Genomic DNA, 24,029 nt, shown 5'->3' on the forward strand with positions numbered 1-24,029 from the left:
GTTATTTCGGTGGGCTTTCCGAATTTGAATACTAATGCATCCCGCCATTCTTGTACTAAAGAGTCAAACTCCACAAGCGCATCAAATCCGAGTGATGCACGCCTTAATTCTCGTTCAGGCTGGGTTTTACTTTTCATTCTGCCATAAAGTGCCCGATAGGAAATGAGTTTCAAGCTTTGTTCGTGTGAGCTTACAAGCTTATCGCTCTTTATAAGGAACTTTATTTTTGCACCAAGTTTGTCGTTATGGTATTCAAATGGGCTTTCTTTTTTTTCCATATTGAATAATATTTTCTGTGCGACTCATTAGTGTTTTATAGTTCGTCAAACTCATTTATTTTTTTTAACTCTTCTTCCAAGAGTTCTTTAGCACGTTTACGCATTGCCTTGGCAACATTTGAGTTAGTGAAGAATTTTAATGCAGATCGCAAACTCGGACGATTTGACTTAAATTCTTTTATGATTTTATTCTTCATCTCACTTGCGATTAATATCTCTTTCATATCTTTACAATTGTTAATTATGTTTTGTAATTCGTTTTGTTCTTTACAAATATATATACTAATTGCGAATTATCGCAATATAAATAGCGAAATTTCGCAATTAACTTTAAAATATTTTTTATTTTGCTGAAAATCAAACAAATAAGAGAGCTTAAAAACGTTACTCAGGACGAAATGGTTGCCAAAACTGGTATTCCTAAAAGGTCATATGTAGATTATGAGAATGAAAAACAGGATATCTCTCTTGATAGATTGCGAAAAATCGCAACAGCATTAGAGGTATCGGTTTCAGAACTCATTGGAGAAAATAAAATTCAACACAATGTTTTAGCAGAACCAGTAGAGAGCTATCGAAAAACAAAAGATGCAATATATGAGCTGCAACGTGTACCGTTATTTAATCTTGAAGCAACAATGGGGCTCGTGCCGTTGGTTGATGGCAATGGAGTTGATGAAGAAAAAGTAATAGACTATATTTCTATACCGAGTATGCCAGCGTGTGATGGAGCTATTTACGCATCAGGTGACAGTATGTATCCCTTATTAAAATCTGGTGACATGATCGCTTATAAACGTATCGCAGTAGAACGAGCGCAGATATTTTTTGGAGAAATGTACGTCGTAGCTGTCAAATTAGACGAATACAGTACTATGAAAACTATAAAGTTTGTTCATCAAAGCGAATTAGGTGACGAATATGTGAGGCTTGTAAGTCACAATCAACACCACAGTCCTAAGGATGTAAAACTAAGTCAAATAGCCGCAATTGGGCTTGTACGAGCTTCAATAAGGTTACACAACTAAGTAATTAACTGATTTATAATACTTTATGCATAATAACAGAGTCTAATTAATGAATTAAAGGGGGGCTTTCAGCCTTATTTTTATACTTTTTTGGTTTTAAAGTGTAATTACGGGGTGTTTTCCAGTACTTTTTTTTGCATCCATGAGGTAAAGCAAGAGGTAAAGCATTAAGTAAAGCAATACAAAAAATACCGTTTTTTGAAATGTCGTTTAAATACTTTTTAAAAGGCTTTAAAAACCCGTTTAAAGTTGAAATATTAAAGCATAAAAAAGCCGTAAAACGCTTGTTTTTACGGCTTTTATAGTAGTTTTGCGTATATATCCTCCCGCGAATGGTAATTACTGCTTTATATCGAACCTTTTTGGCTTTTTTAATGGTAGTATAACGGTAGTAAAAAGTAATTAATGAACATTTTAATTTTTTTCTTTTTTCGACCTTTTTTACTGTGAAGTATTGATTTTATTGGACTTTTCGACCTTTTTTATATTAATGTATATTGTATATTTGATTTATAGCCCTATATTTTACCTATTGAAATTAAATATATTAATGCAAATGAAAAATTTGGAAAAGTAAGAGCAGATAAAATAATAAATAAAACAGATGATAAATTCATTTTAGTGACCAAAGCTTGGAATCAAAAATATGAAACATTACCTAATACTAAATATTTAAGTAAAGCACATTGGGGAATAAGATGGACTGGAGAAGGAAGAAAAAGTCCAATTATGACTTTTATAAAAGCATCGTTGAAAGAAATGAATAAATTACCTGAAAAAGAAACTAAGCGATAACAATACAATTGCACAACATTACTACGAAGGATTTGGCATTAGGCTTAACGAAATGTGGGTTTTGTAAGATTCACAGTCATTCTAATTCAGTGAAATAAACCAGTTAAATCGATAACAAAGAATCGGTTAATTGACTTAAAAATGCTGGAAATAGAGGTTTAAATCTAATGTGTCTAAATTCTCATTTCTTTTTTTTAAATTCTCCCCGCCACTATGTTATTGTTAGTTTGAGTACCTATATAATTATTTAATCACTTTGTTATTATCCATAGTTCACTTGTTTACAATTTACTGATTGCTCTAAATTAAATAGAAAATACTTATAAATTAACGGTAGAATTTTTAGTACTATATTTACTAAAATTTTATTAAGTTAAAGATGAGATTAGTAGCTGTTTTTATATATGAACATCAATTCTTGTTTGATGAACCACAAACCATTAACCTTGGTGGAAAATATATTTATAATTTTAAAGGATATAATAATTCGTCAGTACTAATAAGGAGAGAGGAGAATCATAACTATATCAATAATTTTTATGATTTAACAAATACTTCATCAAAATTGTCATTAGTAAGCGCAATTGTTGGAGAAAACGGAACGGGTAAAACTTCTATATTAGATATCCTAAGGTCTAAATTTGTTGAACATTCTTCTCCATTTCCGCACTCATACGTAGTTATGATTGGAGAAGATGATACTAGTGATTATCCAATTTTAATTAAATCAAGTTTTGAAAGTAATAAATATCTTTTAAATATTAATGAACTTGATAAAAATAATGCATTATTTTTAGATATAGACCTTGCTAAAACGGAAGAGTCTTTTCAATCAATATATTATTCTCCTCATTACGATTATAAGGTTAATCCCCACTTTGATAAGATTGATAATTATGACATTTCATTTGATACTGTTTTAGATAATGATTTAAATGATTTGGCAAACAAGGATTCAAATCCAGCTGGCTGGAATTTTAGACCAAACAGGGAATTAAGATTTAAAAATTCACTACGGCAAATTTCATTTTTGTCATCTGAAGTATTTGAAAACAACACTGTTTTTAATGACATTTTTACTTTTCCAAAACATGGTAATCCAAAGTTGATATTCAGAGCTCATAAATTAGATGACATATTTGATAATGTATCACTCGATGTGAAATTTGGAGCTTTAAAGCCATTAGAAGAAAAAGCTAGCAAAGAAAAAAAAGCTCGGATAAAAAGAAGAGTTTATGATGATAAAAATAATTTTATAAATAAAGATGAATTAGAGAATGAAAGATTAAAAACTTTTATCGTCCAGTGCATTGTATCTGTTTTGTTTAGACAAGCTGACAAAAAAAATACATTTTTATCTGAATTAAAATTAGAATCGGACTTTGAAAAAAGAACAAAAGATTTAAACTATATAGATACTTTTTTAAAAATGATTGAAGAGGTCAAAATTGAGTATCACGGAAATGTATGGAAACCTTTTAGCTACGAGCTAATAAAATTATTTTTAGATAATATTTTTAGTATTCTTGACAACCAATCATATTATTCAGATGGATATGCTGAAGATGATTATGTTCAGACTAAAGTTGATTATGATGAGAATACTATTTATCCAGATTATAAAGATGCTATTGAAATATTAACTTTACAAAGAAAATTAATTATAGAACTTGAAAGATACTTTTTGTTTAATGCTAAAAAATCTGAGGAGAGTGATTTAATCTTAGATACTAGTTATAAAATAGATGGTTTTATTAACTATGAAACTGAAAAAAAACTAAGTTCTGGAGAAAATGCGCTATTGAATTTTTACTCTAGAATTTATGATTTTGTGGTTAGTAATCTTTTAAATAGTGATCTAGGAAATAGATTTTTACCTCTCAAAAAGCATTATATACTTTTGCTAGATGAGGCAGATTTAGGGTTTCATCCCATATGGAAAAAAAAGTTTGTAAAATCTTTAGTTTATACTTTAAGCCACATTTTTGAACTTATTGAGAATAAACCATCATTTCAAATAGTATTTACAACGCATGACCCTCTAACACTATCAGATTTACCAAGATATAATGTTGTGTATTTAAAAAGTTTAGATAATAAAACTGTCGTTCTTGAAAATGATGATAGACCACAAATATCATTTGGAGCAAATATTACTGATCTTTTGGCTTATTCGTTTTTTACAGATGATGGATTGATTGGAGATTTTGCAAAAGAAAAAATTGAAAAAACTTTGGATTGGCTCAACGAAATTCTTAATATAAAAGAAAAAATCACGGATTTTGTTTTAAACAAAAAAACCGCAAAAGTAAAAACTTTAAGACGCAAACTTAACAAAGCTCTATCTCTTGAATGTAGCGAAACATTAAAAAATAAAGAAAATCCATATTTTAATCAACATAGAAAATTAATTGCAATAATAGATGAACCTATTATGAAAATAAAGCTAGCTGAAATGTATGATAATGCTACAGCGCAGTCCTTGCAAGTAGAAATAATTTCTAGAGAAATTGAGTTTTTACAAAAAAAAATGGAAAATTTAAACAATATTCAATATGTTAAATCTAAAAGAAAACAGTAAAAATGTTCGTGAATATTTCGTGGATATTAAATCAAAAATAGAAGATAGAATTTCAAAGGATGGCTTTTTGTCTACTTCATTAAAAAACGAACTAAAAGAAAGACTATTTGATATAATAACAAGTGCTCCAAATGAATTACCTGATATTAATTTAGAATTTATTTATAAATTTATTCCACTATATGACAGTGCAACATATGATTTGTATGTTAGAGGTAGTAAAACAGTCAAAGAGAGACATGCTTATCATCAAGCAATTCAATCTATTCAGTCAATTTTTAATTACAAAGAAATTACAGGAAACAGGTATTATCTTGCAGAAATATTGAAACGGCATACTTGTACATATTGTAATAGAAATTACATTAAAACTATTGGGTCTACAAAAGATAAGGTATGTAGGGCTGAATATGATCACTGGTTTAATAAAGATAGATACCCCCTTCTAGCCTTATCTTTTTTTAATTTAATTCCTAGTTGCTCTTCTTGTAATAAATTAAAAAGTAATAAAAATTTTGAACTTGATACCCACTTACAGCCGTATATCCATGATTTAAATGAAAAATTTAAATTTTCATACCGCAAAAAAACCTTTGTTGATAATAACGTTACAATAGCAGATGAATCTTCTTTACCAGCTAAAACAAAAAAAATGATTGAAACATTTAAGATAAAAGAGATATACAATGCGCATTCAGATACTGAATTAAGAGATTTATTAGACCTAAGATACAAGTATTCTGAGAACTACATTGATATCTTAATAAATAAAACATTTAAAAATATAATGTCTAGAGAGGAAATTTATAGATTGGTATTTGGAATCGAAATTAATGAAGATGATTTTCATAAAAGACCATTTAGTAAATTCAAAAAAGATATATTATCAGAATTGGAGATAATAAAACCTAAGTACCCATGAATTTTAAAATAATTGCATTAAAAGTACTTGATGGGACAGATTCTACTTTTGTTAAAGTTCTAAAAAAAAATAAATTATATTTTTTTTACACAAATTATAAAATCGAAATAATTGATGGGATAGAATCTATTGTAGAAGATATTTCTTTGCAAAGCCCTTTGTTATATAATATAAAAGGATTAAGTTCAGATGTTAATATAAATATTTCAGCTATTGTAGGTAAAAACGGTTCTGGAAAAAGTACTATTATTGATCTTCTTATTAGAGCAATAAACAATATTGCGTATAATTTTAAGTTTGTTGCGGGTAATAAAAACAAAACAATTACTGCTGATTTAGAAGTAATTAAAGGTATTCATATTGAATTTTATTTTCATACCGATAATTATTATAAGATTTCTGTTAATGATGATATTTTTCAAGTATTTAGATTTAATAAAGATGGAAGAATTAATTTAAAACCAGAAGAAGATTTTTCATTAGAGAAATTATTTTATACAGAAGCTGTAAATTATTCTCATTATGCTTACAACAGTAAAGAATACGGGTACTTTGAAGGGTCTAAATTTGTCGATTGGCTACAAGAGTTGTTTCATAAAAATGATTCGTATCAAACTCCCCTTGTTCTTAATCCGATGCGTACAGAAGGAAATTTTGATATTAATCGTGAAAATGATTTAGTTAAGCAACGTATTCTTGCTAATGTTTTGCGTCCAATTGAGGGCAATTTAGATTTTAGAAAATTTGGCGATAATTTAATTGCACATAAAATTAGCTTTGAATTAAAAAAATCAAAGGATGTTGTTTATTATCATCGCAAGGATACAAGTGGAGAAAAAATACTGAGAACATTTAGATTAAGTGCTTTTGAAATTCCAGAAAGAAATGATTTGGCTAAATTGTTAATGTCCGAATTGGTTCAAGTTCAGAATTTTAACATTGATCTTTTCGTTGAAAAAAGATATTTAGTAGCTAGATCTTATATTATTTATAAAGTAGTTAGTATTTGCTTGAAGTACGAAGACTACTTCAAATTTCTACTTCCTCGACATAAGAAGTTTGATACAGCACTTTTTGGAGAATTGATTAATAAATTAAAGGAAGATGATAGTCATATAACTTTTAAGTTAAAACAGGTTCTGAATTATTTGAAAAATGATTATGTTCAATATCAAAATAAAAAATTAACATTGCCTATATCTGATATATCTGATGCTATCACTTTAAGACGTAAACCAGACCAATCAATTTTAAATTTTATTCCTCCACCAATTTTTGATATTAAAATAATTCTAAAATCATCTAATAGTGATGATGTAAAATTTGACAGTTTGAGTTCAGGAGAAAAACAATTAATATATATGGTAAGCTCTTTACTTTATCATTTGTATAATATTGATTCTGTTATGGGTGAAAAAATTAAATATGAAAATATAAATATTGTACTTGAAGAAATCGAATTATATTTTCATCCAGAATTGCAAAGATGTTTTATAAAATACTTTCTAGATAGCATTTCGCGAATCGGTCTAAAGAATATAAAGAGTATTAATATTTGTTTTGTAACTCATTCCCCTTTTATACTCTCTGATATTCCAAGCAGTAACATTATGTTTCTTAAAGTTATTAACGGAGAAGCTTTTCAAATATTCGATAAAAAACATACGTTTGGGGCAAATATACATGAACTGTTAGGTGATAGTTTTTTTATGGAAAATGGTTATATAGGTTCTTTCGCTCAAGATAAGATAAATGATACAATTAACTGGATAAATAAAAACGCAAAAAAAAAGGAATCAAAAAGTGTTTTCCTGAAGAACAAGATCTATCATCAAAGTATAATTAAATTAATCGATGAGCCTATATTAAAAATTAAACTTTCAGAAATGCTTTCAGAATTAGATAAAGATGTTGAATTTCATAATAGTCTTATACAACAACAAATTGATTTTCTTGTTGCTAAGAGAAAATAAAACTGATTAATAAATATATTTTATAATTAATTAGAAAATATGTTCGTTGCATTTTGTACGTTTGATCTTGTTTTTCCTTAAAATTACTTTTGTTTAGATAAATTTTTCTATTCGAACGAACTCTTTTTCAAAACAAAATCTTCCTATAAATTATAGAGACAATTATGCTAAAAGAATAAAATCATTTGACAAAAAGAAATCCAGCAAAACCAAAGTGCAGGAATAATCCATAAGCCATACAAATACATTAATGTTGGAGTTATTCTGATGCAAAAAAAGATGGCTCTGGAAAATTATAGAAATTGATTAATTTGAATACATTTTAAGAAATGACATTGGTAATTGGAAGGATAGCACAGGGTTCATTACGAATAGAAAGTGATTCAAAAATCACTGATCCAAATATAGTATGCTGGCTCAGTTGATACTGCTCAACAGGCAATTGAACAAGTTTATAAACTAAATGAACTAAGTATAGACAAAGTTAGAAAATTGCTGCTAGAAATAAATAGAGAGTCAAATTATGAAACTGACTTTTTGATAGGAGCGTTAGAAAATCAAGCTTTACTTTATAAAATCGCTAAGGGAGAAATTGAGCCATCAAACCAGCATCATTGGATTGGCGATACATCAGGATTTAATATGTTTCAAAAGAACTTTATTCCTAATTTAAAAAGTACAGATTGGAAACACATAATGGATATTCAATCACAGGCATTTGAGGAAGTTATTTCAAGTGGAACAATTGATAGTGTCGGAGGATTTCATATAACAGTTCATACAACGGCAAAAGGTCTTGAATATTTAATGAAAATGTCCTTTATTGGAGGGCAACCAATCTCAATGTTAATTGAAGGAAATCAATCCGTTCCAGTAATGATTGGAGATGCGAAAACTGGAGCTTTTTCATATAGCTACTTAATATCAAGCGACCCTTTTCAGCCAGCAATTGGAATCCATTTCCCAATAGGTAATTTTGGAACATTATATTATCCTAGGTTTACAAGGCCAATTTTAATATTTAAAGATGTTGATCCTTTTGAATTTGCAAAAAAAGTTAAGGATGATTATAAATTAGATTTAACAGGAATAGTTAAAAACGGAGATCATATGACAATGATTTAAATAAATAGAGCTGTAAATCTTAAATCAAAACTAAGTAAAGCTTCAAATAAAATTCAGTACATGTAGGTATTGTGACTTTAAAATCATTTCCTTGTTACGGATTTCCGTAATACAATAATAATTTTTTTAATGTTATTTGTTAGTGAGAAACAAATGTTAGTATTTAATTAAAAGGAAATTATTATGAATGAACTTCAAGCAATTAAGCCTGGTCCAAAACCAAAAAAAGAAGATGGAACACCAGATAAAAGACCTCGGGTCAATCCTCCCAACAAGGAAAAGCATCCTGCTTTAAAACCTCATAAACATAAGCCCAAAGATTAAATAAATATTGGTAACGCTTATAAGTTTTATCACTGAATTTAAATCAATTTAAAAACCTCAATGCTGTTAAATTCAGAATTGAGGTTTTAGAAATATTAAAAAAAAATCTATATGAATAAAATGAAATTAGCAATATTTACTTTGTCAATACTTGTACTTGTAAGCTGTAAATCTGATAGAGATAATCAAGTGAACAATATTGCAACTGATAGTATTTCTGTTGAAAATCTTGACCCCTCAAACGATGATATTGAGCATGACAATTCATTACCGAAATATAAAACTATTAAAGAAATGTTTGAAGCTTCGTACGATTTTAGTGAAGAAGTAGGGACATTAAAATTCATTTCATTGGAGGAAAGTAAATTGCATGTTCAGGTCTCGAAACCAATTTTTGAAGGTGATTTGAAAAATATAATCGAAGAACAGGTTAAACGAGATATTGTATATGTTGCTTTTCAGACATTTGCACAAACTGATATTAATGCATTGACGATAACATCAGTTCCAAACTCAAATGATAATCCTAAAAAGTATTTTGATAATTATAAAAAAACTGTAAGCGTTAATAGAGAAAGGGCTTTATTAATTTTAAAGAAATATTTAGATACTGATAACTTCTCAATTTTGTATGAAAATCAAAATGGATTATGGGTTCCAAGTAAACTATTTAGTGTTTTGAAATTTGAAAAATTGAATGAGGTATTCACTGATCTGATAAGCAATGAAAATATTACTTTATAAAAAAGTAAAAAGTTTTAAAACAATATAAGTATTAAATAAAATCCAAAGGATTAAGCATGATAGATATTACAAAGAATATTGAAAATTATATCATCAATAAAAATCGCAAATTGTGGGAAAATTTAAGTGACAAACATGTTATTAAACTCTTCTATGATAAAAAGGAAGATTCTTGGCTGGTAAAAAATGTAAGTGAAAATATTGAGATAATTTGTCCTAATCTCGAAGTAAATTATTCATCTTTTACACATGAGCTGTTACATATCTATATTGAAGATTTAGGGATGACTACCTATGAATCTTTTTATAATACTTATAGAGATGATTCTCTTTTTGGAAGTTTTTTATTTATTAACTTATTTGGTCGTATCCATAATTTTGCTTGTCATAAAAAAATGTTTCCCTATTATAAAAATTTAGGATTTTCAGAATTTGACTTTGTACAGCAAAGAATTGATTACAGTTTAAAGCGACATTACCAAATTTACATTTGCATGAAAATACGAAAATTAAATATTTTTGGAATTGATCAATTTTTAGGTAATTTTTTTGCTTTAAAAAATAACGTTGTTGCTATAGATAAGCCGAAGTGTCTTAAATTTCTACAAAAGCTAAGAAAAATAAACCCTGAACTTTATGATATTGCTGACGAATTTGATTCCAAATGGGAAAAAAGCGAGAATCTGGATTTAATTAAACCTTTTAATGAATTTAAAATTGATTTAAAAAACTGGCTTATTAAAAATTACAGTAGAGAATAGCGATAATAAGATTTATGCTTTAGACTTAACCTAAGAACGTATGCTTGAATTGATAAGGCACTACTTTAAATTTAGTGACAGGTGGTGCTAACTTTTATTCATTTAATGCGTTCTGCAGTAAAACTTTCTGCAATAACGTACGGTTGTTTCAGATAAAAATCATTTGGACTTACATCTTCGTTTCCAAATATCAAAATTTTACTTTTTTGTTTGTGCGCATAGCGTTTGTCATGTCCGGTTACTTCATGGGTAACTTTAAATGTAAGGTTGTGTTTCGTACAAACTTCTTTGATAGGATTACCTATCGACTTGGGAATACTTATATTTCTTTTGCTGAAAAGCCTGTAATGCTCTTCGCTGTTCCATAAAATGTCTGGGACAGTAATCCAATTTCCGGTCTCTCTTTCAAGTATCATAGAAATATCAGCAATAAATTGATTGATATCTTTAGGTACTCCAATTATTTCGCATTCAAGTTCATTATGATTGTAGAGAAGTAATACTGGATGTTTATCTAAAATTTTTAATTTAGTATATGGCAGGAGAACATTCCAAAAGAAACCATGATATTTTTCAGTGTTCTGCAAGTTATTTTCCACTCTTCCTGTTCAACTGGAATATCATAACTGGTTTGATTAATTGAAAAAATCATCTCCACAGTATTATCCGATGTTTTGAAGTTGAATGATTCAAGTTTAAAATCGCAGTTTTGATAAAAATCATCGGTATGTGTTCTTTTAATTAAATCTTCTATCATTGAGCCTTTAGTTATAGTTATTATATCAAGATTGTTATATGTAAATTAATTAGTAATCAGTTAAAAATAATTTCGTTCTATCTCTATAAATGAAGTTAAAAAAAACACTACTTAACAGTGCTGAGTAATGTAATAATATCATTTACGTTATGAGAAGAAATATATTCTAATATATAATTTTCTGCTTCTTTTTTTAGGTCTGTAGAAGTTGAAAAAGTGTTCACGTAGAAATCTTCATTTTCATCTTCAATATGAATAATTTCTGTATACCCTTTAGTAATTAATGTCCCTTTTAGTTTTAATACTTTAAGCTCACTTTCCCTGTCAATTTCTTTTCTTACTCTCAGCTTTATAGTTTTATTCATGGTATTTCGTTTTATATTAAAGTATGGAGATATTTGATAACAAAAAAGAGACTCGAAAGTCTCTTTTTTGGAATTAATATATCTTTTATAAAAGCATCATTTTGCTTTTAGTAATTTTTCCAAATATTCGATTTTATCTTTCTCAGCCTGAAGTAATCTTTCGTAAAGTTTTTTATTCTCGTCTACGGATTCCATTAATTTATCCAAAGGGTTAAAAGTGCATTGACTATTTAATGATGAATTATCATTAAAATTATTGAAGCTATTGAAATAATTAAAGACCCCTTCTTCTGAAAAATTCTTTATTGCTTCCACACTCACACCCAGTGCCTTTGCTACATCAATAAGTTTTTCCTCTTCGATTGTCTCGCTATTTTCCATAATTGAAATAGCCTGCTGGTTTGTTCCCATAGCCTGGGCTAAAGCTTCTTGTTTCATGTCTTTTAATTCACGAATACGACTAATTTTTCGTCCTATGTGATTTGGTTTTGTTACTGTACTCATAGCTCAAAGATAATAATTAAGAATAAAAAAGTAAGTACTATGTATGATATAGAAATTAGTCTTGTACGGTACGTGACAAATTGATACGGTACAGTACGACTAATCACTTACTTGCCTGTGTGTTAAACAAAAATACAATTTTTAACACAAGTATTAATTAAAAAAATTAAAATTATGAGTAGTGCAATTCAATTTCAAGATCAGAAAGAATTGGAGAATGCCGTTAGAGAGCTCCAATCATTTATGGACATTACAGCGGTCACCCTGCATGAGGCAGAGACAGCAGGTAAAATAGGTTATATACTTACTATAATATTAAGGGAAGATTCACAGCAGATTGCATCGGAAATGTATGAATGGGCAGATAAGGTTTTGAAAAAATATCCATCTGTTCCTTATGTGATTATAAATCTATGGGATGTACTGCATCGCTTAAAGCATGGGAGCTTGTATTATTTAAAGTGGTATTTATCAAACATAAGTCTGTTTAAAAACGAAGAGTTTGATTTTAAGATTAAAAAAGATATTCCGACTGTATCTGTTCTGCTTAAAAAAGCAGTAAAGAAAAACAGCGGGCTTTTAGCCAAATCAGAATCATTAAGAAGAGGTTCCCAGCATTATGAAGGAACAAATAACCATTATATGGCACTCTATACAATCCATCAGGCGGTAAACCTTCTTTTTGGTATAATCGGAGAACTGGTCATGGGAAAATCTCATTCGAATCATTATACACTAGAGCACTTAAACACGATAAAGGACTATGCACCAATTTTGAAGCAGGTGTTCAATACTGATCATGATAAGGATAAAGAAATTGCCGATTTACTTGATAGAGCAAGGATTGAATTCCCTTACGGAGGCAAAACAAAGATTAAGAAAGACAGGGTTAAAGAAGCACAAAAGAAACTTTACCGCATCTTAAAAGAAACTAAAAAAATCTTCCAAGACCAGTTTTCTTACTGCGAGGAAAAATCCGTTTTTTTTATTGAACCAAAACAGAATCCAGAAATTTTAAACGATGCAGTAATAGACTATGAAAAAATTGTCAGTGATACCGTTACTTCTTATCTTAAGACTGAGGCAGTTTATTGTTTAGGTAAAGCGGAAAAAAGGGTTAAACACTTTTATCTATTAGTGCTTGTCAAAGAAAGTAAAGTAAATGCAGTGCATGATCTGGCTGATATTATTAAAAGCAGAACCAAAGAACAGTGCACCGCAACACTTTTGATTCATCATATTTCAGAGCTTAAGACTACAACAGGCGATCAGAAGTATTTCTTTTTGAATGTTATAAAAAATGGAAAAGCTTTGTTTAAAAAAGAATCTGCTGTTCTGGAATTTGGAGATCTTCCAGTGCGCAGTATAACATCTGCAAAAGAATACCTATGCTATAGAAATATTGTGGTGAACAATATGGAAAAATGGCAGGAAGATTATGAATGGGCATGTTATGCTCCTCTTAAAGGTTTGATGCTCCATACTATGGCAGAACAGATCTGTCTTGGAATGATCCGCTTGTTTATGGGATATTCTCCAAATCATTTTTCCCTTTCCTATCTATTGGAAATCTGTGATCATTTTAACCCTGAAATAAGCAGTTACTTTCCGAGGGTTACAGAACAGGACAGAAACGTGTTTACGATATTAAGCAGATCATATGCTTCGCTGAGATACAGCGGTGCAGATACTTTTTCTGAACTTGATATGAATCTTTTACAGGATCGATACAATGATTTTGCGGGTTTCTGCACAGCTGTCGTAAAAGACGAATTAAGACGCACTGAGAACCTGATTTCGGCTGAACCTTAAACAGACAGATCATGTACTATAATATTTTAACACAGAAAGACCATCCTAAATATCGGGCAGTCAAAAAAACAGTGAACTTGTTAGTAGAGTTTGTAGAAGCTGAGTGCATTTTCTTTTCAGAGTCCGCAGTAGAATCAAAAACAGGGATTCTGACAATTGTTGTGAGCAGAAAAAGCCCCCATTACTATGACGATGTTGTGTTCCATTTATGGAAAGTAATTGAAAACTACAATACTTTTTCATTCTGTTTTTTTGACAGGGAGTGTATAAAGAGAGAAGTCGGAAAAGGAAATTTATTTTTTATTTTCAATTGTAAAGAAACGGATCTTGTTTATAGAAACACTGTAGGAAAACCTGTTCTAGATATAAAAAAATTAAATATGAAACGGCTTTTGAAAAAGACTGTTGCAAATTATCAAATGTGGATATCAGAGGCCAATACTATTGGCAGAGATTTAAAGTATCACCGTGGAAACGAGAATCATTTAATGGCATTGTATGTTATACATGAGCAGTTTCGATATCTTTTTATTAATGCCTCTTGGATTCTAACGGGTGAATGGGTGATAGATGGAAGCATTTCAGACCAGCAGGAGCGCATTGCGAAGTTTAATAGTGTCTTAGGCAACACTTTTGATTTAGATAACAAAGAAGAGAAAGAAGTTTTAACAAAGCTTGATTTTGCCCGAAAAGCTGTTCAGTGGGGAGAAAAAATTGAACCGTTAACTGCAGAAATTGTTGAATCAGCATATGAAAAAATGCAGTGGCTTTTGAGCGAAGTAAAAATAATGTATCAGCAGTATGCTGAGCAAACCAAAAAAATATTTAAACAATATGGAAACCAATGAAAATAAAAAGGCGGATGATTTTATCAAAGAACTGAAAAGCAGTTTTTATTTTAGAACATTGACCCCGCAGAGAGAGAAAGAAGGTATTTATCATGCAGATATAAAATTTACGAGCTACATAAAACTCATTTATACAGTACAGGATCTTCTTAAAATAGCACTTCACACACTGGAGAATTCAGATCTGGAAAATTCCAGTCAGATTGAGGATCCCGCTTTTCATCTTACGAGCATTTTGGAAATTGCGATACAGCTACTGCCGTGCAGTGAAGCGGAAGGGCTTGATAAACTGCACAAGCTTTATTTAGAGATTAATAGCGAAAATAAAAATGAACAAAAGGATAACTAATTTTTTAAATCATGAAAAAGAAGAAAAAAAATTTTGAAACCAAGTTCTGGGCTGGGTTTGAGGCAGGAAATCCATTTGAAGCATCTGATGCCCTTTTTGATTTTGCACATCTTGAGTACTATAAGCGAAATTTAACGCAGGCAGTACTGTACAGCTTTAAGGAAGAAATCTGCAGTAATGATAAATCAAGCGGGATTTTTATATTCTATAAAGCAATATGCTCATTTTTGAAAACATACTACTGCCTGCATAAAAAAAGCAGTAAATGGAGAGTTAAAGAGTCAGTCCGCACCGAAGATGTATTTCATCTCACTTCACTGACAAAGCAGGAATATGACAATCCTTTCACAGTATTTCGAAAGGCATTTGCAGAGAAAAGCCTGAAGGAGTTTGAATTTTTCCTTTCTGAAATAGTGAGTCTTTCATTGTGTCCATACAAAGAAGAGGGGGATATTGACCTTACGACTCCGTACATCCATTTAATAAAAATGCTTGATGCTGGAGAGCTTATGCGTGAAAGAGGCCTTGAAAAAATAAAAAAAGTTAATGAATCGAAAGAGAATTCCGAATGCTGAAATTACTGCATCATTTCAGAGATGCTCGATTTAACTAATAAAATATATTGATATGAAAAAAAATAAAATCAAATTAAATGATCTGGTTGAAAATCCGGAGCATTACTTTATAATGCTTAAACCTGCATCAAAAATCCGGAACGATATACACAATCTCGAAATAAATGTTCAGGGATATTCCGATCTGTTTTGTATGATTATGGATTTACTCAAAGCAGGAATGCTTGCATTAGACGGAATGGAAGTCAGTACAAATAATAGTCCAAGGCATGTTGAAAGATACGTTTACAGTCTGCTGAGGATAATAGAAATGCTGATCCCGTTGTAAGAGGCAGATTTACTGGACATGCTTTACAGAAAATATTTAAAAGAAAATAAAAAGAGCACTACGAACTAATCTATGTCCATTCATAATTTTAATAAAATGCCGACTTCGGAGGCTTTTTCCAGCCCCGCAGGGCAAGTTGTTTTGAGATGCTGAATTCATTTCAAGCATCTCAAAACACAACTTGCCATTACCTTTGTGGTAATATTTTTAGAGATAGATTTAATGAAAGGGCTTAATGCCCTTTTTTTATTGTAATACTTATAAAGTAATTTATTTTAAAGATATATCTGAATAAAGCGGATCCTTATCATATAGTAGTGTTATTGGTTACGCCAGCAGACTGTGGGGAGATATATGATGCTATAATTGAGTTGTATCTTAAAATATTTTCTTAGAAGAAAATATTCAAGTATGCAGGAGTGCAAGTAAGCAAGCATGAAGAAATCCAGGCATTCAAGCATACAAATATGTAAGTTTGCAGTAATGCAAGCAGGCAAGTATGTTGGCCTGCAGGCTTACACGCATTCAGATATGCAATTCTACAGGTATTTACCTATTTGTATAAGTGTTTTTAAAAGCATAAAAATGTAAAAATGCTTTTATGGTTTTTCTGGAAACTTTGCGATTTTATTTCAGGCAACAAGATATTGGACCTCAAAATAGCAATAAAAATATCTTTTACAAAGAAAACAGAAAAACGGAAAAAAGAAAAAGAAAGCAATTTCACAGGACGGGATGCAGACAGGCCAAAAGGAATCGGAATAAGTCCCGAAGGGTGGCTTGTGAGGAACGAGCAAGACATTATGCCGAAGTTTTTTTGCCAGACTGTTAAGCCCGTCATATCTTGGGTTTCTTTTTATTATTTTCTTTTTATAAAATATAAATAAAAAGAATTTCATTTAAATAAATTCAGGAGAAAGACTATATCCAGTGATAGGGTTTGTCCTTGCGGTTGAGGTAGCAGTACATTTCTTCTTTTTGAAGTTCGGGAAAAAATCTTAATGCACGTTCAATGGCATAATTAGGAAGGAAATAAATTTCGTCACGAATAGTTTTAATAACTTTTCCATGTCCATAAAAAAGTACGATTTCATCTATTTCATCCTGCCCTCCGCGCTCTACAATACGGGCAATAATAGTTTTGTAGGCTTTTTTAAAGTCCATAGCATCTATATCGAAATCCCAAAAAAAGATGCGATCCAAATTAGGAACTCTGTTATTTTTTTTAACTACTGGCAAAATATGAAATCAATCGAAAAAAAGATATTTAACTTAAACGCCCACTTTATCATATAAAACAATGTTCTCTTTAATCAAATGTGTTTTCAATTCTTTCCATGTATTATCTCTTAAACTGCATGCTGGTATAACTTTTTTTGAATCCTGAGTTTCTATTTTTAAAGAGATAGCAGATTTAGGAGGCTGTACAATTGATATGCTGGAAATAGAGTCAAACTCTATTTCATTTGTTTTCCAAAACCAAATAGGATTTTTTGATATTAGTTTCTTATCCGTTAAGATAAAATAATTCATTGGTAATGTGAGAATTGAAAATAAAACAAAAAAAATGGGAAAACCGACCCAGCCTGCAACGCTCCCTGATAAAACGCCTTTTATAAAATACACGCAGACAAAAACAAAGAACAGGATAAGTATTATTGCATTAAATGTTGAAATGAAATTTCCGGTATAAATTTTATGTTTGTTATTGTTTTTCATAGACAATCGAATAGACTGATAAAATTATAGTTAATGGTAGGATATGACCCTTTATTTCCGATGGTTTAACACTGAAGCTAAATCCAGTGGTATGGCTTGTCCTTGCGGTTGATGTAGCAGTACATTTCTTCCTTTTTGAGTTCGGGAAAGAATTTAAGGGCATCTTCAATGGCATAGTTAGGCAGAAATGAAATCTCTTCACGGACTGCCTTAATTACTTTTTCACGACCATAAAAACGCACGATTTCGTCAATTTGATCCTGACCTCCACGCTCCACAATACGGGCAATAACCATTTTATATCCTCCATCCCAGTCAATGCTGTCGAATCTAAAATCCCAGAAGAATTTAGGGTGAAGATTGGGTATGTTTTTAGTTGGCTTCTCCATTGTTTTTAGAAAAATGGTTATTATCAAATGTAAGCATTTTTTGCTGAATTACCTGCGAAAACCTCTATTTTTATTAGGGTTAATTGGTAAATCCTGGCTTTCTGATTTAAATTTATATAAAGGATTTTTTACTGCCAGTTCCAGACGTTTTTGGATGTTTTTCCAGTTCTGCTCTTTTTTTTTGAGCATATCTACACCTTCAAATGTGGTAATCTTGTCATAAGTATTAAGACCTCTGCAAGCCCAGTACGGATCTTTGTCATATTTTCTCTGATAGGCTTGCAGATAAAACTTTAGAGGTTCTTGCTCAAGCATAAAGTACATGTCGACAAAATCCTTGTATCTGGTACCGCTCTGATGGATGGCGTGGAGTTTCATTGCCCCAATATCTTCATTGGAAATCATGCGGACTCCTTCTGTTGTTTCCACAGAATTCAGAATAGGGTAATTGTGTGTAACAATATCGACTTTTACATTATCGATGTAGGTAAGAACTGTGTTATTATACAGCCTGCTTTCTTTTTCATTTACACCATAAGTGTCATGCAAATATTTGAGCATAGCCTGCGGATCAAAATCTTTTGTTGTAAAAAGATCTATGTCTACCGATAAGCGGTGTCCTAGTCTTAAGGCCAGCGCCGTACCGCCAACTAATATGTGGTCTTTCAAATTTTCATCTTTCATAAGTCTTTGGAGAAGTTCCCACATCTCCGAAGTAACGGTTTCTTTGCAGAGCATAATTTTATATTTTCAGAAAATTAATTCTGAAAAAGCCCTTCTCTTTTGAAGTGTCCTCTGATGGCTTTATTTGACAGAGGATGTCCAATTCTAAAGATATAAGACTGTATTAGGAACAGGTAAGCCAAATACTTCCAAACTCTCCCAAGTACTTCCACATTAGGTCACCAATACTGATCATGAAATATATTGGTTTTAAGTAATACCAATAATTGAAGTCATGGAAAATGAAGAAAAAAAGAACCCGCATAAAGGAGGCAGACCTTCCAAAATAGATCCCGCAGTCCACCGCTATTCCATCAGTCTCACTGCAGAAGAAAATGCACGTTTCCTGACTCTTTTTGAAACATCAGGAATGCATGTAATGGCACACTTTATTACAGCGTGTGTTTTTCAAAAAGGGATCAAAACAGTTAAAATCAATAAAGCGACAGTGGATTATTATATGCGCCTGACCTCCTTTTACAGTCAGTTTAGGGCTGTCGGGGTAAATTATAATCAGGTAGTCAGGATTTTATATCAAAAATTTTCCGAAAAGAAAGCTTCGGCATATCTGTACAAACTCGAAAAGCAGACAATAGAATTAGCTGTTTTATCTAAAAAGATAATACAGCTCACAGAGGAATTTGAAGAAAAGCATATGAAAAAAGAGTCTTGATATGATGGCGAAATTCCAAGAGTAGTTAATCTGCAATAGTATTGATTCACGTCAAATGTATGTAACATGATTTTGAATGTACCATATATAAAGAATTGATAGGATACATTATTGTATTTTTTTTAATTGCTGTTTAGTACAAATTACATCTTAGGTATATCTGCATAAAGTGTTTTAAGCCAAATGCAGTCACATTGTTCCATTAAAAGCAAAATAACTAAAACTGCAAAATTGTATTTTAAATTAGTTTTGGTTCCGTGAGATACACGGCGTCTTAATTAAATTTAATGATATTGATATGGAAAAATTGAAAGATGAACAGTTTGAAAATAATGATATTGTATCAAAAAATTATGAAGATTTAGAAAGGGAAAAAGAACAGAAATTAGTAAATCTCATGATTGAAATTATTGTTTCATTAACATTGAAAGAATTATATGAAGAGAGCGATTAGATATTTAAGATTTAGTCAATTGGGTCAGAGCAATGGCTCGATTGAAAGACAGGAATTGTACACTGACCAGTACCTGCAGTATAATAATATACAGCTAGTTGATTCTTTCATTGACAGAGGGAAAAGTGCAAAAAGTTTTGACCGTCCAGATTTTATAAAACTGCAGGCATTTATAGCCAAACATTATAAATCGGTTGATTATCTTCTTGTAGACCAGCTTGACCGCTTTAGCAGAGATGCTGGCGAAGCGATGAACATGGTCAAGCAGTTCCAAAAAAAATATAGTATTCAGATTATAAGTGTGACCGAAGGGATAGTCTTTGATTATGATACGCCTGGAAGCTTTTTTAGGGCAGGTTTACAATTACTGCTTGCCGAAGAAGATAATATCAACAGGAGTATTAAAGTACGTGGTGGACTCTACACAGCCCGTGCTAAAGAAGGTCGTTTTCTTACCAGAGAAAAACCTTTCGGCTATACTAAAGTTGGGCAAGGAAAACAGCGACATCTCGAAGTAAATGAGATGGAAGCTAAAATTGTACGTTTAATTTATGATATGTTCCTTCGTAATGTGCCATTATATAAAATTAAGGAAATAGCTTACCAGTCAGGTTTTGATAGAAAAGGCAATATGGCTATTGACCGTGTGCTAGCAAATCCTGTTTATGCAGGACTCGTAAAGGTTGAGCCGTTCAAGGATCTGCCGGGTGGTCTTTTTCCAGCCATTCATGAGCCAATAGTGGATAAGATAACATGGACAATGGTGCAGTCCAAAATGAAAAAGGAAGATAAGGTAAAGGTAACCGTTGATGATGAGATACCATTAAGAGGCGTTGTAAAATGTCATTGCGGTATACCTCTTACAGGTGCTCCTTCCCGTGGCAAATCTGGAAAATACTTCTACTATTATAAATGCAAGCATTCTAAACATAACAATATAAGTGCTGTCAAAGCACATGAGCAGTTTTTAAATGCCTGCGACTTAATGAGTGTTTCAGAGAAACAGATTAAGGATATAAGAGATGGAAGCTATGCTTCAATTGAGCAGGAAGTAAAAACAAACAAGAAAAAAGCATTAGACAAAAAGCATGAACTTGAAGAAATACAGCAGAGATTAAATGCTGTAGAAGAAAAATGGTTCAGAGACGAAATAAATAAAGATACTTACGAAAGATGGTATTCTACATATAGTGATCATATTTTGACTCTTACTGCATCGATAGAAAGACTCAATATAAATCAAGGTAAAGCTTTTGAGATTTTAGAAAGTAATCTGGATCTATTGGGAGACATGAGACATATCTACACCAAATCAGGTACTTTGCAGAAACGAGAGTTTGTGAACATGGTGTTCGATGGCAACTTATACTATCAAGAGGGTATATATCGAACACCTACAATGATGGAGATATTTTCTCATAATGCCAGTAAAATGGAAGAAAAAGGATATCTTTTATACAAAAAAAAGAGGGACAACTTTTCTGTTATCCCTCAAAGTGGGCGATGAGGGGTTCGAACCCCCGACCCCCTCGGTGTAAACGAGGTGCTCTGAACCAGCTGAGCTAATCGCCCTATTTTTCTAGGCTGCAATCATTTTGTGATTGCGAGTGCAAATATACACCTAGAATTTGTAATTGCAAGCCTTTTGGGTAAAAAATATAAAAGAAAATTTCCAAATCCTTTTATAAAGCTATCTTTCAGCTTCTTAAAAATAAAACAAAATCTATCAATAACTTAAGATTGAGTTAAAAAACGGTTTTTAAAACGCTAAATTAAATTATTCTTTTGTATTCACTTGCTATAGTCATACATTTGCAAACCTTAATTGTAAACTCAAATGGCAAGATATCAGGAAAATGATTTACCGAAAGCTAAATTAGACTCTAACTCCCTTCAAAAAGCAATCCGTATTTTTAAATATGCTAAAAACCACAGATGGAAATTCTTCCTTGGTCTAGTTTTTTTACTCTTAACAAGTGCCACTGCCCTCGCCTTTCCTAAGTTAATGGGAATGCTGGTTGACTGTGTTACCAATAAAGATCTTGACAAAGCAAACGAAATAGCGATCGCTCTTATGGGAATTCTGTTTTTACAAGCGATATTCTCGTTTTTCAGAATTTCACTTTTTGTCAACTTTACAGAGAATTCATTGTCGAACATTCGTTTTGCATTGTACGAGAATTTAATTAAACTTCCGATGTCCTTTTATTCCCAAAAACGTGTTGGTGAACTAAATAGTAGAATCAGTGCCGATATCTCACAGTTACAGGATACTTTTACAACAACAATCGCCGAGTTTTTACGTCAGTTTATTTTAATTATTGGTGGATTTATCATCTTAGCAAGTATCAGCCCGAAATTGACTCTGATGATGCTAGCTATCGTTCCGGTTGTAGCTGTTGCTGCCGTTATATTCGGAAGGTTTATTCGAAAATACGGAAAAAAAACGCAGGACAAAGTAGCGGAAAGCCAGGTTATTGTTGAAGAAACGCTGCAGGGAATCAGCAACGTAAAAGCGTTTGCCAACGAATGGTACGAAATTCAGCGTTATAAAAACAAAATCAAAGAAATTGTAAAAATCGCTATCAAAGGCGGTCAGTACAGAGGTTATTTTGCGTCCTTCATTATTTTATGCCTTTTCGGATGTGTGGTTGCCGTTGTATGGTACGGAATTACACTAACGATAAAAGGTGAAGTTGAAGGCGTGGGTGATCTGATTTCGTTTGTACTTTACACCACCTTTATTGGCGCTTCTTTTGGAGGAATAGCCGAAATGTATGCGCAGATTCAAAAAGCGGTTGGTGCTACAGAACGTGTTTTCGAATTACTGGAAGAAGCTCCGGAAGCTATCAATGCAAACCCGAAAGCTTCAGCTATAGAAAAAATAAAAGGAACCGTAGCCTTCAAAAATGTGGCTTTCAGTTATCCTTCAAGAAAAGAAGTTCAGGTATTGAAAGATGTCAATTTCAACGCTGATTTCGGTCAGAAGATTGCACTTGTCGGACCAAGTGGTGCCGGGAAATCTACTATTTCTTCGTTAATATTACGCTTTTACGATATTACTTCAGGAGAAATCTTAGTGGATGGAAAAAGTATTTACGATTATGATTTAGAAAATCTTCGTGGCAATATGAGTATCGTTCCCCAGGATGTGATTTTATTTGGCGGAACCATAAGGGAAAATATAGCCTACGGAAAGCCGGACGCTTCAGATGAAGAAATAATGCTGGCTGCCAAACAGGCCAATGCATTGAATTTCATCGAAGGTTTCCCTGAAAAATTCGAAACGCTCGTTGGAGAACGCGGTGTGAAATTGTCAGGAGGGCAACGTCAGAGAATTGCAATTGCAAGAGCATTATTAAAAAATCCGAGTATTTTAATTCTGGACGAAGCAACTTCATCTTTAGATAGTGAAAGTGAAAAACTGGTTCAGGAAGCTTTAGAAGTTTTAATGGAAGGCAGAACAAGCATCATTATCGCTCACCGTCTTTCAACCATTCGAAATGCTGATAAAATTTTAGTTCTGGATAACGGAAAAATCACCGAAGAAGGAACACATCAGGAATTGATAAATCTTGAAAACGGTATTTATAAAAACCTAAGTAACTTACAGTTTAGCAATTCTTAGGATGTTTTGAAGTCAATAATTTAAATGCAATAAGACAAACGTTTTATTGCATTTTTTTTTTGAAGCTTGTCTGAATATTTGTCTAATAAAGATATTGTCCGGCTGAGCGGAGTCGAAGCCATTCGAATGATCAAGCCTTCGACTCCGCTCAGGGTGACATTTGATAAAATTAAATGGGTAGCACAAAATTTATTTAAGACGATTCCTGGTACATTTTTCTTTCCTTTTCTACACAAAAAACACTCTAACTTACAGATTCTTAAAACTTACCAAAATATCCTTTCAACCCAAAAGCCTTAGGTACTATCTTTAGTTCCTAATTTATTTTACTATTTTTTTTATATTTGTATGACCGAGAGGAAACTTCTTGCGAT

General features: G+C 31.5%; 28 protein-coding genes and 1 tRNA gene. 19 read left to right on the plus strand and 10 right to left on the minus strand.

All coding sequences use genetic code 11. The features are described from left to right. Window positions 1-278 (minus strand): hypothetical protein (locus GXM17_RS20085; protein WP_163401308.1); only part of this gene is annotated, 278 nt, incomplete at its 3' end. A gap of 35 nt (window positions 279-313) precedes the next feature. After that, a complete protein-coding gene (locus tag GXM17_RS20090) occupies window positions 314-502 on the minus strand; it encodes an ATP-dependent Lon protease (RefSeq protein WP_163401309.1) in 189 nt (62 codons plus the stop codon). A gap of 123 nt (window positions 503-625) precedes the next feature. On the opposite strand from GXM17_RS20090, the gene GXM17_RS20095 reads away from it, so the two are divergent. The 9 genes from GXM17_RS20095 to GXM17_RS20130 all read left to right on the plus strand — a co-directional run bounded on the left by GXM17_RS20095 (window position 626) and on the right by GXM17_RS20130 (window position 10,531). Continuing rightward, window positions 626-1,306 (plus strand): XRE family transcriptional regulator, encoded by a 681-nt coding sequence (locus GXM17_RS20095; protein ID WP_163401310.1) that lies wholly within the window; start codon window positions 626-628, stop codon window positions 1,304-1,306. A gap of 621 nt (window positions 1,307-1,927) precedes the next feature. Beyond that, window positions 1,928-2,101, plus strand: coding sequence for a hypothetical protein (locus GXM17_RS20100; protein WP_163401311.1), 174 nt, complete (start codon window positions 1,928-1,930; stop codon window positions 2,099-2,101). Window positions 2,102-2,480: 379 nt separating this feature from the next. After that, complete coding sequence (locus GXM17_RS20105; RefSeq protein WP_163401312.1) at window positions 2,481-4,682, plus strand: AAA family ATPase; 2,202 nt, start codon at window positions 2,481-2,483, stop codon at window positions 4,680-4,682. Beyond that, window positions 4,657-5,604 (plus strand): hypothetical protein, encoded by a 948-nt coding sequence (locus tag GXM17_RS20110; RefSeq protein WP_163401313.1) that lies wholly within the window; start codon window positions 4,657-4,659, stop codon window positions 5,602-5,604. Before GXM17_RS20105 ends, GXM17_RS20110 begins: the two co-directional genes overlap by 26 nt. Beyond that, the gene (locus GXM17_RS20115) at window positions 5,601-7,577 is read left to right on the plus strand and encodes an AAA family ATPase (RefSeq protein WP_163401314.1); all 1,977 of its coding nucleotides are present in this window, start codon (window positions 5,601-5,603) and stop codon (window positions 7,575-7,577) included. Before GXM17_RS20110 ends, GXM17_RS20115 begins: the two co-directional genes overlap by 4 nt. A 492-nt stretch (window positions 7,578-8,069) precedes the next feature. Beyond that, entirely contained in the window at window positions 8,070-8,702 is a 633-nt protein-coding gene (locus tag GXM17_RS20120) for a hypothetical protein (RefSeq protein ID WP_163401315.1), read from the plus strand. Between the two features lie 183 nt (window positions 8,703-8,885). Then, window positions 8,886-9,026 (plus strand): hypothetical protein, encoded by a 141-nt coding sequence (locus tag GXM17_RS21600; RefSeq protein WP_167522131.1) that lies wholly within the window; start codon window positions 8,886-8,888, stop codon window positions 9,024-9,026. A 111-nt stretch (window positions 9,027-9,137) separates the two neighbouring features. Then, window positions 9,138-9,770: a hypothetical protein gene (locus GXM17_RS20125; RefSeq protein ID WP_163401316.1), complete on the plus strand. Its 633-nt coding sequence runs from the start codon at window positions 9,138-9,140 to the stop codon at window positions 9,768-9,770. A gap of 56 nt (window positions 9,771-9,826) precedes the next feature. Further along, window positions 9,827-10,531 carry a hypothetical protein gene (locus GXM17_RS20130; protein ID WP_163401317.1) on the plus strand — a complete coding sequence of 235 codons (705 nt, stop codon included), beginning with the start codon at window positions 9,827-9,829 and terminating at the stop codon, window positions 10,529-10,531. A 98-nt stretch (window positions 10,532-10,629) separates the two neighbouring features. Here GXM17_RS20130 and GXM17_RS20135 read toward each other — a convergent pair whose 3' ends face one another. From GXM17_RS20135 to GXM17_RS20145, 3 genes are all read right to left on the minus strand, one after another. Then, window positions 10,630-11,130 carry a hypothetical protein gene (locus tag GXM17_RS20135; protein WP_163401318.1) on the minus strand — a complete coding sequence of 167 codons (501 nt, stop codon included), beginning with the start codon at window positions 11,128-11,130 and terminating at the stop codon, window positions 10,630-10,632. Between the two features lie 265 nt (window positions 11,131-11,395). Beyond that, window positions 11,396-11,653 (minus strand): hypothetical protein, encoded by a 258-nt coding sequence (locus tag GXM17_RS20140; protein WP_163401319.1) that lies wholly within the window; start codon window positions 11,651-11,653, stop codon window positions 11,396-11,398. 96 nt (window positions 11,654-11,749) lie between these two features. Next, window positions 11,750-12,157 (minus strand): helix-turn-helix domain-containing protein, encoded by a 408-nt coding sequence (locus tag GXM17_RS20145; protein ID WP_163401320.1) that lies wholly within the window; start codon window positions 12,155-12,157, stop codon window positions 11,750-11,752. 174 nt (window positions 12,158-12,331) lie between these two features. Here GXM17_RS20145 and GXM17_RS20150 point away from each other — a divergent pair, with 174 nt between their 5' ends. The 5 genes from GXM17_RS20150 to GXM17_RS20170 are packed head-to-tail and all read left to right on the plus strand — an operon-like array spanning window position 12,332 to window position 16,069. Continuing rightward, the gene (locus GXM17_RS20150) at window positions 12,332-13,969 is read left to right on the plus strand and encodes a hypothetical protein (RefSeq protein WP_163401321.1); all 1,638 of its coding nucleotides are present in this window, start codon (window positions 12,332-12,334) and stop codon (window positions 13,967-13,969) included. A gap of 11 nt (window positions 13,970-13,980) precedes the next feature. Next, window positions 13,981-14,817 (plus strand): hypothetical protein, encoded by an 837-nt coding sequence (locus GXM17_RS20155; RefSeq protein ID WP_163401322.1) that lies wholly within the window; start codon window positions 13,981-13,983, stop codon window positions 14,815-14,817. Next, on the plus strand, window positions 14,804-15,166 hold the full coding sequence (locus GXM17_RS20160) for a hypothetical protein (RefSeq protein WP_163401323.1): 363 nt from the start codon (window positions 14,804-14,806) through the stop codon (window positions 15,164-15,166). Before GXM17_RS20155 ends, GXM17_RS20160 begins: the two co-directional genes overlap by 14 nt. 11 nt (window positions 15,167-15,177) lie before the next feature. Continuing rightward, the gene (locus tag GXM17_RS20165; RefSeq protein ID WP_163401324.1) at window positions 15,178-15,741 is read left to right on the plus strand and encodes a hypothetical protein; all 564 of its coding nucleotides are present in this window, start codon (window positions 15,178-15,180) and stop codon (window positions 15,739-15,741) included. A 52-nt stretch (window positions 15,742-15,793) separates the two neighbouring features. Further along, window positions 15,794-16,069, plus strand: coding sequence for a hypothetical protein (locus GXM17_RS20170; protein ID WP_208796469.1), 276 nt, complete (start codon window positions 15,794-15,796; stop codon window positions 16,067-16,069). Window positions 16,070-16,990: 921 nt separating this feature from the next. Here GXM17_RS20170 and GXM17_RS20175 read toward each other — a convergent pair. Together GXM17_RS20175 and GXM17_RS20180 are read right to left on the minus strand one after the other, a co-directional pair. Further along, on the minus strand, window positions 16,991-17,308 hold the full coding sequence (locus tag GXM17_RS20175; protein WP_163401325.1) for a DUF6922 domain-containing protein: 318 nt from the start codon (window positions 17,306-17,308) through the stop codon (window positions 16,991-16,993). Window positions 17,309-17,341: 33 nt separating this feature from the next. Further along, window positions 17,342-17,602 (minus strand): PH domain-containing protein, encoded by a 261-nt coding sequence (locus GXM17_RS20180; RefSeq protein ID WP_129024421.1) that lies wholly within the window; start codon window positions 17,600-17,602, stop codon window positions 17,342-17,344. A gap of 34 nt (window positions 17,603-17,636) precedes the next feature. On the opposite strand from GXM17_RS20180, the gene GXM17_RS21930 reads away from it, so the two are divergent. Then, window positions 17,637-17,762, plus strand: a complete 126-nt coding sequence (locus GXM17_RS21930; protein WP_280115309.1) for a hypothetical protein — start codon at window positions 17,637-17,639, stop codon at window positions 17,760-17,762. Window positions 17,763-17,865: 103 nt separating this feature from the next. Here the strand turns inward: GXM17_RS21930 and GXM17_RS20185 are convergent, their stop codons facing one another. Next, window positions 17,866-18,177, minus strand: a complete 312-nt coding sequence (locus GXM17_RS20185) for a DUF6922 domain-containing protein (protein ID WP_163401326.1) — start codon at window positions 18,175-18,177, stop codon at window positions 17,866-17,868. 48 nt (window positions 18,178-18,225) lie between these two features. After that, window positions 18,226-18,915 carry a nucleotidyl transferase AbiEii/AbiGii toxin family protein gene (locus GXM17_RS20190; RefSeq protein ID WP_163401327.1) on the minus strand — a complete coding sequence of 230 codons (690 nt, stop codon included), beginning with the start codon at window positions 18,913-18,915 and terminating at the stop codon, window positions 18,226-18,228. 220 nt (window positions 18,916-19,135) lie between these two features. Here GXM17_RS20190 and mobA point away from each other — a divergent pair, with 220 nt between their 5' ends. From mobA to GXM17_RS20205, 3 genes are all read left to right on the plus strand, one after another. Then, complete coding sequence (gene mobA / locus GXM17_RS20195) at window positions 19,136-19,573, plus strand: conjugal transfer protein MobA (RefSeq protein WP_163401328.1); 438 nt, start codon at window positions 19,136-19,138, stop codon at window positions 19,571-19,573. A gap of 298 nt (window positions 19,574-19,871) precedes the next feature. Then, a complete protein-coding gene (locus tag GXM17_RS20200; RefSeq protein WP_163401329.1) occupies window positions 19,872-20,027 on the plus strand; it encodes a hypothetical protein in 156 nt (51 codons plus the stop codon). Continuing rightward, window positions 20,011-21,534 (plus strand): recombinase family protein, encoded by a 1,524-nt coding sequence (locus GXM17_RS20205; RefSeq protein ID WP_163401330.1) that lies wholly within the window; start codon window positions 20,011-20,013, stop codon window positions 21,532-21,534. Before GXM17_RS20200 ends, GXM17_RS20205 begins: the two co-directional genes overlap by 17 nt. Here GXM17_RS20205 and GXM17_RS20210 read toward each other — a convergent pair. Next, window positions 21,525-21,599 (minus strand) — tRNA-Val (locus GXM17_RS20210). The two genes, GXM17_RS20205 and GXM17_RS20210, sit on opposite strands and share 10 nt — an antisense overlap. Window positions 21,600-21,864: 265 nt before the next feature. Between GXM17_RS20210 and GXM17_RS20215 the strand changes: the two genes are divergently transcribed. Then, window positions 21,865-23,655 (plus strand): ABC transporter ATP-binding protein, encoded by a 1,791-nt coding sequence (locus GXM17_RS20215; protein WP_163401331.1) that lies wholly within the window; start codon window positions 21,865-21,867, stop codon window positions 23,653-23,655. Window positions 23,656-24,029 lie beyond the last annotated feature (374 nt).

Source organism: Flavobacterium fluviatile, assembly GCF_010645065.1.
Taxonomy (GTDB): Bacteria; Bacteroidota; Bacteroidia; order Flavobacteriales; family Flavobacteriaceae; genus Flavobacterium; species Flavobacterium fluviatile.